This window comes from Paenibacillus tritici, from assembly GCF_013204885.1.
Classification (GTDB): Bacteria; Bacillota; Bacilli; order Paenibacillales; family Paenibacillaceae; genus Paenibacillus_AQ; species Paenibacillus_AQ tritici.
The window spans coordinates 81,948-94,364 of record NZ_JABMKX010000023.1 but is presented as its reverse complement, the minus strand read 5'-3'; the positions used below and the strand labels follow the sequence as shown (position 1 = coordinate 94,364).

The 12,417-nt window shown below is 54.8% G+C and carries 7 protein-coding genes; 3 read left to right on the top strand and 4 right to left on the bottom strand.

The genetic code is table 11. From position 1 onward, the window contains the following. A partial coding sequence (locus HQN87_RS28685) for a transposase (RefSeq protein ID WP_173140259.1) occupies positions 1–272 on the top strand: 272 nt, incomplete at its 5' end. A gap of 603 nt (positions 273–875) precedes the next feature. Further along, on the top strand, positions 876–2,054 hold the full coding sequence (locus HQN87_RS28680) for a hypothetical protein (protein ID WP_173140257.1): 1,179 nt from the start codon (positions 876–878) through the stop codon (positions 2,052–2,054). 559 nt (positions 2,055–2,613) lie between these two features. On the opposite strand, the gene HQN87_RS28675 is transcribed toward HQN87_RS28680, so the two are convergent. Both HQN87_RS28675 and HQN87_RS28670 read right to left on the bottom strand, forming a co-directional pair. Beyond that, positions 2,614–3,747, bottom strand: a complete 1,134-nt coding sequence (locus tag HQN87_RS28675; protein ID WP_173140255.1) for a response regulator — start codon at positions 3,745–3,747, stop codon at positions 2,614–2,616. Between the two features lie 43 nt (positions 3,748–3,790). Further along, the gene (locus HQN87_RS28670; protein WP_173140253.1) at positions 3,791–6,916 is read right to left on the bottom strand and encodes a hybrid sensor histidine kinase/response regulator; all 3,126 of its coding nucleotides are present in this window, start codon (positions 6,914–6,916) and stop codon (positions 3,791–3,793) included. Between the two features lie 536 nt (positions 6,917–7,452). On the opposite strand from HQN87_RS28670, the gene HQN87_RS28665 reads away from it, so the two are divergent. After that, positions 7,453–7,866, top strand: a complete 414-nt coding sequence (locus tag HQN87_RS28665) for a MerR family transcriptional regulator (protein ID WP_173140251.1) — start codon at positions 7,453–7,455, stop codon at positions 7,864–7,866. A 64-nt stretch (positions 7,867–7,930) separates the two neighbouring features. Here HQN87_RS28665 and HQN87_RS28660 read toward each other — a convergent pair whose 3' ends face one another. Beyond that, positions 7,931–10,069, bottom strand: a complete 2,139-nt coding sequence (locus HQN87_RS28660; RefSeq protein ID WP_246552895.1) for a collagen-like triple helix repeat-containing protein — start codon at positions 10,067–10,069, stop codon at positions 7,931–7,933. A gap of 112 nt (positions 10,070–10,181) precedes the next feature. Continuing rightward, the gene (locus HQN87_RS32605; protein ID WP_301953239.1) at positions 10,182–12,323 is read right to left on the bottom strand and encodes a collagen-like protein; all 2,142 of its coding nucleotides are present in this window, start codon (positions 12,321–12,323) and stop codon (positions 10,182–10,184) included. Positions 12,324–12,417 lie beyond the last annotated feature (94 nt).

Below are 12,417 nucleotides of genomic sequence, written 5' to 3'. Positions count from 1 at the left end.
TCTACAAGTACCCGGAGCCCATCCGCAAAGCGATCTACACATCGAATCCGATTGAGCGAATGAACAAGGAAATCCGCAAACGCCTGAAACCGATGAACAGTCTGACGAATATGGATGCGGCAGAGAAAATCGTGTATCTGGAAATGCTCGACTACAATGAACGTCATGCGCAGCGGGTCGTCCCTGGCTTTGGGATGGAACCCGTTAAAAAGAAGCTCCTTGAGCTCTTTGAATCCCGCTACCCTTCCGTGCCTACACCCGATGAAGAATAGCGGATGAATCCAGTTTCTGGGAGTCGGGGTTCCCCCTCCCCCAGAAACACCTGCACCCCCAACCCGTAACCCGGGGAGGTACTTCTACTCTCTTACACAAACTTCTTGACGCTACCTAATTGATCTAATAAGGAGCATTAATGCACCTCATTATGCCGACTACTGCCAGAAGTAGGCGCATGAGGAATAGTTAGACTTTCAAGTTCATTCTATATAAGAGGCACTAAAGAAATTAACAAAAAGCAAAAGGAGCGGAGGGGGAATTTGGAACTGTAGGAGCGGAAGCGACCGCCTGAAAGCTTTCCGCAGGAAAGCTCGCTTCGGAAGCATCAGCAGTCACCGGATTTCACCCGCGAACAGCGGTTCAAAATCAAGAAATCTGGGGGCGGGCAGCGGCCGGAAGTCCAAATGTTCACCGCAGTGACGATGAAGCTTCAAGTTCAAATCTTAAGTGCGTCTTATATTGCGTCTTATATATAGTATCTACTTGATATTATTTACCCCAACCAGCGGCTCAACCAGACAATATTCGGGTAATTTACGGCATACAGTGTAATATAATAATATTCCTGTTGTAGATGGCTGTGAAAGGGAGGGTTCATTGTGAAATTCAAAGGTAAAATAGGTGCACTGCTGGCGGCTGCCCTGCTGCTGCCCGCACTTATTGCGCTGCCTGCGGCGGAGGCGTCTGCCGTGCAACAGAAGGCTACGCCGGTTCAGGTGGGAGCGGCATCGGCAACCCCAAGTCCGGCAACGAACGGCCTGGTTCCGTTGACGGGGGCGATCAATGGCAATCTACCGATCCATATGTCGATTAAGGTGGAGAGCGGCGGCAAGCTGACCGGCAGCTATTATTATGACAAATACAAACAAACGATCCGGCTCACCGGCAATGTCAACGGCAAAATCGCCCATATGTATGAATACGATGCCAAAGGCAAGGAGACCGGCCATTTCCAGGGCTGGTGGATTCCCGGCACCGGATTCGCCGGGGTATGGAGCAACCCGGACGGTACCCGGCAGCTGCCGGTAGAGGCGCTCACGAGCACAGCGGCAGCCAGTCTCAAGGTGCCTAAGGCGGCCGATTGGAGCGGGGAATGGTACATGGCGAGCAAATCACCTTTCTATGGGGCGTATGTTGAATTCAGCAATGTGAAGAGCGATAAGCTGGTCTTCTCCCTGGATGCCTTCGATGGCGGTCATTCCGGCCAGCTGTATGACGAATCGGCGGTGGTCCGCAAACGGATGGCCGTATATAAGGAAGAGGACGGCTCGGTAGTCTTTTTCTATCTGCTTAACGGCAGGATGTACGTAACCAGTCCTTCGCCGGTGTATTCTGCCGGAGCAGACGTAACCTACACCGGAGAGTACACCAGAGAGCCTGCCGATGAGGTGGTCTACACCCTGAAGGATACGGGCGTATTCAAGACGGCTGCGGAGGACAAGGCCTTCCGTAAGGTGGTAGGGGAGGACTACGATCTGTTCCTGTACAGTATGCAGCAGCTGGATGAGTCGAAGGACTCGGATGGTCTGAATGCGAGAGTGGTACAGGGCGGCGTGCGGGGGCTGTATACCCTGAGCGAAGCCATCATCATGCATGATAAGCAGGGCCGCTACTGGGCAGCCGTACTTGACACGGAGGAAGGCGATGAAGTGGAAGGCAGCGGTGATCCTTATGTCCGGTTCTACACGAACGTACCGGGTACCAACATGCTGCCCGCGACCATTACCAAATGGATGGAGGATTTCCCTGATTACGACGTAGCTTACATGAGCCGCTGATGCCTGGCGCAGAGCGTTTATAGTTTACAGGAATGGGTACTACAAAAGTGTGACGCTTCGTCTAGCATGGGTAGCTATTGCACAAAAACGGTGTACACCGGTGTGTCAGCGGACTCACAATCCCCGTAGCTTGTCACTGAAAGGAAGGGACAGCGCCATGTGCAGGTCCTGCCGTTAGGATGGAGATACGGGAGCAACAAGAGACGGTATGCCGTTAACCCGCAAGTTGGGGAAGAGGCATACCGTTTTGTTTCATTTATGCCGTCTTTTAGAAGGACAGCGCAGCCGTTTCTATTTGGTTAAACACACGCTGCATCCGTGGAAATATTGTACTTTTTGCAACTTGAATCCCAGAATAACCAGTGTTCATAAGGCTTGTTGCACAAATTGCAGCAATCATCCCCGCTAGCTCACTTGGAGGAGGAGAAATGCATCCTTTTGTGCAACAATCTAGAAATAGAGCCGAAATAAACAGAGGAATGTTGTATTATGGGCAGGATTTGCCAATCGGCACATTCACGTGATAATGTCGGCTACCCGCCCGGGAATTTCCACAATGTCAGGTGTATAGCCGCTTCCAGTTCCCATACCAGCGCTCCACCTTGGCGGACGGGGTGAGCCGCAGGTCCCGCCACAGAAGTCTGCGCAGCTTCTCATATTGTTCCTGGACGAAGCTGAGCTCCCCCAGCCGGTTGTAGAATTCCATCAGCGCCAGGTAGCCCGGCTCATGATAGGGATGAAGCTCCACAATCCGCTGATAGGTGTTGACGGCCTTGGTGATATTCTCCTTGGCGGTATAATAATCGGCCAGCTCTGTGGCATGCTGCAGGGAGAGGTTCCTCAGCCGCTGGCGCTCACTCTCGGCCCAGAGGTAATCGTAATCGCCCAGGAAATCGCCGGTATAGAGCTTCAGCAGCTCTTCATGCACCGAGGCGTTATGATCACCGACCGGGTCCAGCGAGACAATGCCTTCTTCCCACAGGACAAAATCAATCTGCGCGTCCCCGCTCTCCAGCATATAACCTTCTCCCACGCTTGCATTGCTGATGACGAGGCCGATATCCGCCCGCTTCAGCGATTGCCGGAGCTGATAGATCGCCGTATACAGATGGGTGGACGCCCGCTTGAGCGAGATTTCGGGCCACAGCAGCTCCACCAGCTTGTCCTTGACGACGATCCGGTCGTGGTAATAGAGCAGATAAGCGAACAATTCCTGAGACTTGGAGGTCCGCCAGCGAAAATCCCTGATCGGCACCCCATCCCGCTCGAACTGGATAGAATTGAAGCCGCGGATCAGCAACGAATCTTTTTTGACTTCTTGGTGCATGGCGGTTTTGCGGTTCCTGATTCTCTGGATGGTTCTGCTGAGCCGTTCTCTGGGGACCGGCTTGAGCAGGTAATCCTGGGCACTGGCCTCGAACGCCTCCAGCGCGAAGCTGTTATGGGCGGTTACGAATACAAGGGCAGAACCGGGGCAAATCTCCTCCAGCCTCTTCGCAGCCTCCATGCCGTTCATTCCGGGCATATCAATATCCAGGAAAATAATATCTGCATCCCAGCCGGATGCTTCGTTCAGAGCCAGCAGCGGATTGGTATAGGTTGCCGTTACAATGGCCGATCCCAGCGCCCTGAGTGTGGATTCCAACTGGATCAGAGCAAGTCGTTCGTCATCAATCAGCACTACCCGAAGCATTGGCTCACCTCCTCATACAGGATATAGCCGGTGGAGGAAGGGTTCACTCCATCCACCGGACGGGAACAATAAAGGAGACGGTGGTTCCATGGCCGGGACGGCTCCGGATAGACAAGCCCTGCCCGTAACGTTCGATCAGCCGCCGGTTGGTATTCCAAATACCGATCCCGGAGTCCGTGTCTTTGTTCTTCTTCAGCAAGCGTTCGATTACAGTCTGATCCATGCCTTTGCCGTTGTCCTGAATCTCGAACCGGACATGATCCTCCTGCTCTTCAATGCGGATCATGAGGGTGCCTCCCTCGATAAGGCTAAGCAGCCCGTGACGGACGGCATTCTCCACAAGCGGCTGCAGGATCAGAGGGGGGACTAGCAGCAAGCCGCTGTAATTCCGTTCCCACACGACCTCCAGCCGTTCCCCGAACCGGACCTGCTCGATATACAAGTAGGCTTCGACCAGCGACAGCTCCTGATGTAATTGAACCAGCTTCCCTGTATTCATCAGATCGAAGCTGGCGCGCAGGAAGGAGGAGAAGGCATCAATCAGCTCCTGCATCTGGCGGATATCAATTTGACTGAGCGTTGAGATCGAATTCAGCGCATTGAACAGGAAGTGAGGACGGATCTGCGCCTGGAGGTAGGCGATCTCCAGGCGCAGATTGTGCTGGATGCTCTGCTTCATCCTCGCCAGCCCCGTAACCCGGTACTTCAATTCCAGGCTATCGACCGGCTTGGTCACATAATCATTGGCCCCCAGCCGGAAGCCGTAATAGATCTCCTCACGCCGCGCACGCGCCGTCAGCAGCAGCACCGGCAGTTCGGATGCCGAATAGCGCTCCCTGACTCTCCGGGTTAGCTCATACCCTGACATCTGCGGCATCATCACATCCGTGATTAACAGGTCCCAGGATTCCTCTCTCAGGCGTTTCAGTGCCTCTTCACCGCTCAGCACCGGGGTCAGCCGGTACATATCCTCATGCAAAATGGTGGAGAGCACCCGAAGATTCACCGGATCATCGTCAACCACCAGGATGTGGAGTATAGCTTCATCCTGCTCCTCCTTAGCCGCTGCGAACAGAGGAGCAGCGGCAGGGAGCGGGTCTTCGCCTCTGCCTTGGAAATAGGGTGACTGAGCGTTCAGCGTAATGTCCGGCCATTCCTCTGCTTCGTTCTCGCCGGATCTTCCGTCCGTGAAGAAAGCCCTGTCTGCCAGCGGCAGGTTGAAACGGAAGATGGAGCCTTCTCCCGGCCTGGACTCCACCGTAAGCCTGCCCCCGTGCAGCTCCACGAGGTGCCGGGTAATGCTCAGGCCCAGACCCAGGCCGCCCCGGTCCGGCCCGCCAGCTTGTTCATAGGGCTGGAAGATACGGCTGAGTTCTTCCTCACCGATGCCTTCACCGGTATCGGCAACGCTGATCAGAAGCTGGCCGTCCGTTTCCTCGGCTGATATCCGTATACTGCCGGATGCTGTGAATTTCACAGCATTATGAATCAGGTTGAATAGAATCTGTATCAGCCGCTTCTCATCGGCCCATACAGGCGGAAGCGCTTCGGATGCGCTTACATGAAGTGTAAGGTTTCTGCCTTCCGTTAAATAACGGAGCATGTCCGCAACTCCTGCCGCAATCGTTGAGATTGATAACGGCACGGGGTGAAGAACCATCCGGTTCTCCCGCAGCAGGGTCAGATCCATAAGATCATCCAGCAGCTGCGACATTTGGCGTCCGATGCGGACAAGCAGCTCCAAGTCGCCGGATTCTTCCTCAGGGTAGGCTGACCGCCTTTTGTCGTATTCGGTCTCAGCAATGCTGATCATTCCATGCAGCGGCGTCCGCAGCTCATGCGAGGTGCTGATCAGGAACCGTTCCTTCTGCTTGTCCGTCTGCACCAGCTGTTCATAGAGCACTCTGTTCTCATCGGAGCGCCGGATATATTGCTTCAGGCCGTAGGCGGAGAACCCGACAATAGCTGCCAGAATGTCAATAGAGTAGAACGGTAGGTTCTGCCGGTCACCGTTCAGCGTATTCCCCCATATGACCCCTGATACAATACAGGAAGCAATGAAGGTAAGAAAGCTGACGTCCCTTTTTCGTTTATATACCATTATTCCGAATATTACAAACATCCAGCAGGGAGGAATCATATACAAAAGGCTGAAATAAATAGTGGCATGGGACAATACGATGTGAATCGGCAGTACACCTATGCAGAGAGTGTACAGAACAAGGAGGAAGCTGTAGATCTTGAAGGCCCGGCCTACGGGCTGAGCGCTGTAGAACTTGTAGGTCAGCAGCAGCATGAAAAAGACCATCCACACATAAGACAGGAGCCTGATCTTGAACATCCACGTATAGTTCAGCGGCAGCACAATTAGCAGCAGGACATCGTTGTCCGCCGCAATGGAGAGAGCTGTCGTAATCAGCATAAGAGCAAACAGCAGCAAGGTCCGCTGTTTCTTGGCAAGCACATACAGAATGCAGACATACAGGGCGTGGATCAGAAGGATGATGATGGTGGTTAGCTGAAAAGCCGTGGAGTACCAGCGCTCCTTCTGAATGGAGGATTGGGCGCCGAAGCGGATGGAGTAAGAGATTCCGCCCTTCTCCCCGTGCTCGTAATTGGCTGCCTGGATCAGGACAAGCATCTCCTGCTTACCCGCAGGCAGGGGGTAGTCAACATTATAGGATATAGCCATCGGCCGGTATAACTCCTTGTGCGCAGCAGGCTGTCCCATTGACGGGAACGTCTGGCCGTTGACTTCGATCCTTGAAGAGGCCTGGATCTGCTGTGCCCAGAAGGAATAGGGTTCGTCCAGGGGGTGATCCACGAGAATACGCAGAGCAAAGGTTCCGTAGCCGAGAGAAGAACCGGACAGGGAGGACTTCCAGTTACCCGGAACGTTAATCAGGAGCGGAGCTCCGGCAATCCCCGAGCGGATATCGCTCTCTGTAACCAACCGGTTCGGATAAAAGGCCCATTCACCGTCAAGGACCAGCGAGTGGGCGTTCTTGAGATTCCAGCCGCGCAAATCAAGCTTGCCTCCGGACGCACCAGGCTGCTGCGGAGAAGCAAAGATCTGCTGCCAACCCGTGTGCATTCCCAGGAGCAAAGACATATATAACATGATTAAAATCGAATGTTTGAAGTAATATCTGGAATTTGTATTCATCATAGTGTAATGAGTTCGACAAAGGAAAGGCTTAACCTTCTACGCCATTAAATAAATTCTTGAACAATCTGGAGAGATTGCTGCGAATGGTCATGTGAACTTGGATTCGTGTCAGATTCGGTCTTTTGTCCTGCTTTCCAGGCCGGCCAGTAGTGCTGCTTGCACAACCCTTTCGCATAATGCCTTCTATCGCAGTTTTCGATCGTGCATTTTCTTTCATTAATCGCCCTGAGTCTCCCCATTGTGTATCCCTCCATGATGGTTTCGTTTCAAGTCAAGCCCATTATAGAGAGACCTCATAGACAAGAACTGAACAAAATTGGAATTTAAATTCCAATAAATCTCATTTGGTTGTGGCGTCCGGCTAGAATCGTAAAGAGGCTCATGCAGGGACTGCGTTCTCTGCCCGGAGCCTTTTGAAGCAGCCTTGACAGTGCTGTTTGATAGGCTGCTGAATAAATAGGTAATTTTACTCATTTATTGATAGGAAGATGAATATATCTAATGTATAACATTGAAAGACTATGGGAGGTAGTATGATGGTGACCAAAAAACTGTATACTCAATTGGAAGTGATCGAGTTATTGAAGCTACCCCCTACTACCATCAAGCGCTGGCTCGAATACTTCACACATTTCATCCCTGTGGTTCAGAGGGGGGACAGCAAATTCTTTGAATACGAATCTCTCAAAGTTCTGACGCGTGTGAGTGAACTCCGGCAGGACCGGTACCATCTGGGTACCATCGTACGGATTCTGGTTGAGGAAGGCTTCCCTATGTACAGCACTCCAAGAGAAATGTCAGGACCCCATATGGACAAGCCAGGCAGTTCAGCAGATTCAGAAGAGCTGAAGAGCAGGGAGCAACAGCAGCGTATTATCTCTTCCATCCTGCTGATCGCAGATGAATTGTACCGGCTGGCCGGATATATGGATGAGCTGGGACAGAAATAACAGCAACCCCCTCCTGAGCAGAAATTGCTGTTCTGCGGGAGGGGGTGCTGTATTGATGCGGGGACTATCCTACTTCGTATATGCTTACGTTGGACAGGTTTATATCTAAGGCGGCAGCAGCTCCTGTTCCGGTTAATGTAGCGTTTATCTGGAAATTAAGAGCATTTGACCCGGTAGTCGCGCTGACCAAACCGGAGGATTGAAGTGTATAATCCCACGAACTGGTTGTGGAGCCTGTTTCAGAGCCAAAATAGGTTATACGTGCATTGTTGCTAGTAGTATTGAGATATACAAAAACTTCAGAGCCTGTTACATCTCGATTCGCGGGCACCGTTACGCGCATAGTATAGGAAACATGATAGATGCGACCCACGGTCAAATTAATAGTTTGGTTATTGGCAGCAAGCGCTATACTTCCGCCGCCGTCACTATTCAATAACGTAAATGTTATCGCTGCAAGTGATGTAGTCAAGTTTTGAGCGGTGGGTTGGAACATGGCATACCTGATAATTGGAATTATACCCATAGAGCCGGTAGAGCCGGTAGCGCCAGTGGCCCCGGTAACGCCAGTGGCCCCGGTAGCGCCGGTAGCACCAGTCGCGCCGGTCGCGCCAGTCGCGCCGGTAGCACCAGTAGCGCCAGTAGCGCCAGTAGCGCCGGTAGCGCCGGTAACGCCAGTCGCACCAGTAGCGCCAGTAGCGCCCGTTAAGCCAATGCCAGTCGCACCTGTAGCTCCGGTAACCCCGGTAACCCCGGTAATGCCGGTAGCACCAGTAGCGCCAGTAGCACCCGTGGCTCCGGTAGCACCTGTCGCACCTATTATACCAACGCCAGTCGCACCAGTTGCACCAGTAGCGCCAGTAGCGCCAGTCGCACCAGTCGCACCAGTAGCGCCAGTAGCTCCCGTGGCTCCGGTGGCCCCAGTAGCGCCAGTAACACCCGTCGCGCCCGTGATCCCAGTCGCGCCAGTAGCGCCAGTGGCTCCGGTAGCACCGGTAGTGCCAGTAGTGCCAGTAGCCCCCGTGGCCCCAGTAGCCCCAGTGACCCCATGAACGATAAATCCAGTACTGCCGGTAACGCCGGTAGAGCCGGTAGCGCCGGTAGCGCCGGTAGCGCCAGTAGCGCCAGTAGCGCCAGTAGCGCCAGTAGCGCCAGTCGCGCCGGTAGAGCCGGTAGCGCCGGTAGAGCCGGTAGCGCCCGTGGCCCCGGTAGCGCCGGTAGCGCCGGTAACGCCGGTAGCGCCAGTAACGCCGGTAGCCCCTGTAGTACCCGTGGCGCCAGTCGCGCCAGTGGCTCCGGTGGATCCGGTAGCGCCAGTAGCGCCGGTAGCGCCGGTAACCCCCGTAACCCCCGTAGCCCCCGTAGCACCTGTGGCTCCCGTAACGCCAGTGATTCCCGTGGCTCCGGTGATTCCAGTCACTTCAGTGCCCGTGGCCCCTCTGATCCCCGTGGCCCCGGTGATTCCAGTGATGCCTGTTGATCCAATGCTTCCGTCAACTCCAGTCGGACCGAACCCAGTCGGGCCGGTAGGTCCTGTAGCCCCGGTCTGCCCGATCTCCTCCCATGCTGTCCAGGTGCCCCCTCCGTTCTGACTGCTACGGTAATACAGGGCAGGGTTCGAGATATAGAGCTGCTGGACGTATGCCCCTACCCGAGAGACATACAAGGTCCAGACCGCTGGATGAACGACCGGCGGACTGTCTGGAGGGGGCTGGCCATTGGGATCATCAGAGCTGTAGACGCCTGGTTGATTGAAGGAACCCAGTGTCGAATTGGAAGGCTCCTCGTTAAGCGGCACTGCGCCTACGTCTGCAGCATCGAGGATAACCACCCCGGCCTGGCCGTTGACGGTAACCGCGCCACCGGGAGCCCCCGTAGGGCCTGAAGGACCGCTTGGTCCGATGACAACGGGCAGATTCGCGGCGGTCTTAAGTTTAGAATCCAGGATCATTTCCTGCTTGAAGATCGTGTCCAGCATGGATTGTACATTATTGTTGACCTGCAGAACCTGTGCCAGTGTCGCGGGGGGACCGCTTAGTCCCGGCAGGGTGCCCAAGGCATACTGAATTTTCTCGCCTTCTGCGTTAAGAATGTGTGCCAAACCCAGCTCTTCCATCGCGATGGAAGAGAAGATCAGATTAACGACATCATCCCGTGTTAATGAAATGGACGGTGTAATATTGGGGATATTTGGTGTAGACAATGAAAACCCTCCTTCACTAGTGCATTAGATTTCACATCGTTTCTTTAAACAAAGCTCCCCTCTCTGCGGTAGAAAAAGCTTGCGAAAGAGGGGAATCCCTAGCCTGAGAAGCTTACTCTATCTGGAAGATGCTCACATTGGACCACGGTTGATAAATCGTAGCGGCTGTTCCGGTAAAAGTAATGCTTGCCTGCAGAGTGAGGGCCTGTGGTCCGGTGGTACCCGTCCGGAATATACCGCTTGATTCCAGTGTCATGGCTGATGCAGTTCCGCTACCAGCACCTTTGCTTCCAACATTGGTGATATGAAGAGGGTTGGTGTTCAGGAAGGACTGTACTACCCCTTGAGATACAACTGCAGTACCTGGAACTATCCTAAATCTCAATGAAAAGGACAGGTAATAAGTGGTGTTAGGCTGTAGACCAAGGCTATTTCCACCGGAGACTGTAATTGTTCCGTCACTGTTATTAAATTGCTGATCCAGTACTACCGTAATTGGTGTAGTACTTAAAGTTCCTGTTGGTGCGAACATGGCATTGTAGTTCACGCCGGTAGCGCCCGTAGGCCCGGTAGCGCCGGTAGCGCCGGTAGCGCCGGTAGCGCCGGTGACGCCAGTGGCCCCGGTAGCGCCAGTGGCTCCGGTGGCTCCGGTGGCTCCGGTAGCGCCAGTGGCGCCAGTAGCACCAGTGGCTCCGGTAGCGCCAGTGGCTCCGGTAACGCCAGTAATGCCGGTAACGCCGGTAACGCCGGTAACGCCGGTAACGCCGGTAACGCCGGTAGCGCCAGTAGCGCCAGTAGCGCCAGTAGCACCAGTAGCACCGGTAGCGCCGGTGGCCCCGGTAACGCCGGTAACGCCAGTAATGCCGGTAGCACCGGTTGCTCCGGTAACACCAGTAGCGCCGGTAATGCCGGTAGCACCGGTAGCGCCGGTAACGCCAGTAATGCCGGTAGCCCCAGTAGCGCCAGTAGCGCCGGTAGCGCCGGTGACTCCGGTAACCCCGGTGGCTCCGGTAACCCCGGTGGTTCCAGTAGCACCGGTAGCGCCGGTAGCGCCGGTAGCGCCGGTAACGCCGGTAGCGCCAGTAGCGCCGGTAACGCCAGTAGCGCCAGTAGCGCCGGTAACGCCGGTAGCACCGGTAGCGCCGGTAGCGCCAGTGGCTCCCGTATAGCCGGTAGCGCCGGTGGCCCCGGTAGCGCCGGTAGTGCCGGTGGCTCCGGTAACACCGGTGGTTCCAGTAGCACCGGTAGCGCCGGTAGCGCCGGTAGCGCCGGTAACGCCGGTAGCGCCAGTAGCGCCGGTAACGCCAGTCACGCCGGTGGCTCCGGTAGCGCCGGTAGCGCCGGTCGTGCCGGTAGCGCCGGTAGCGCCGGTGGCTCCGGTAGCGCCGGTAGCGCCGGTAATGCCCGTAGCGCCCGTAGCACCCGTAGCACCCGTAGCTCCTGTTACCCCGGTAGCACCCGTAAACCCGGTAGCACCCGTAATCCCGGTAGCTCCGGTAAGACCTCTCGGTCCGGTAGCACCTGTTGGTCCAGTGATGCCTGTAGGTCCGGTAGGGCCTGCTCCTGTGGGGCCTATGGACCCTGTTGCTCCCCGTTGTCCAATTTCTATCCACGGGGTCCAGGTGGCCCCGCTATTCTGACTGCTGCGGTAGAAGAGGACAGGATTCGAGATATAGATCTGTTGCACATAAGTTCCAACCTGCGAGACATACAAGGTCCAGACCGCGGGATGGGTGACGCCGGGAGGTCCGTTCAGAGGCGCCGGGCCAGCAGGATTGTTGGAGCTATAGACACCGGCTTCTATGAAGGTGTTGAGATTAGAACCAGAAGGCTCCACGTTCTCGGGAAATGCACCTACGTCTTCAGCGTCCAATACGACAGTGCCAGCCTGGCCGTTGACTGTGGTTACGGCACCGGCAGCACCAGTGGGTCCGGTGGGCCCGGTGGGTCCCAGCAGGGTTGGGACACCGGCAGCCGTCTTCAGCTTCGAGTCGAGCATCATTTCCTGCCGGAAGATGGTCTCCAGCATACCTTGTGTACTGCTGTTTACATCCAGAATCTGTTGCAGTGTTGCGCCTGGTCCGGTTATTCCCGGCAGCGTACCGAGGGCGAACTGAATTTTCTCTCCTTCCGCGTTAATAATATGTGCTAAACCCAGCTCTTCCATGGCAATGGAAGAGAACAAGAGGTTCACCACATCATCCCGTGTTAATGTAATCGTCGGGGAAATATTGGGGATATTAGGTGTAGACAAAATAAAAACCTCCTTATTGGGTGGGATGTTATAACGTATTCCTGCACGTTCTTATCCGGTATGGATAAGTGCCTATATGAAACACCCATAAAAA

What these genes read in the sequence shown, in the direction of transcription:
- HQN87_RS28675 (WP_173140255.1), bottom strand. Translation starts at nt 3,747, where the DNA reads ATGCTTCGGGTAGTGCTGATTGATGACGAACGACTTGCTCTGATCCAG.
- HQN87_RS28670 (WP_173140253.1), bottom strand. Translation starts at nt 6,916, where the DNA reads ATGATGAATACAAATTCCAGATATTACTTCAAACATTCGATTTTAATC.
- HQN87_RS28665 (WP_173140251.1), top strand. Translation starts at nt 7,453, where the DNA reads ATGGTGACCAAAAAACTGTATACTCAATTGGAAGTGATCGAGTTATTG.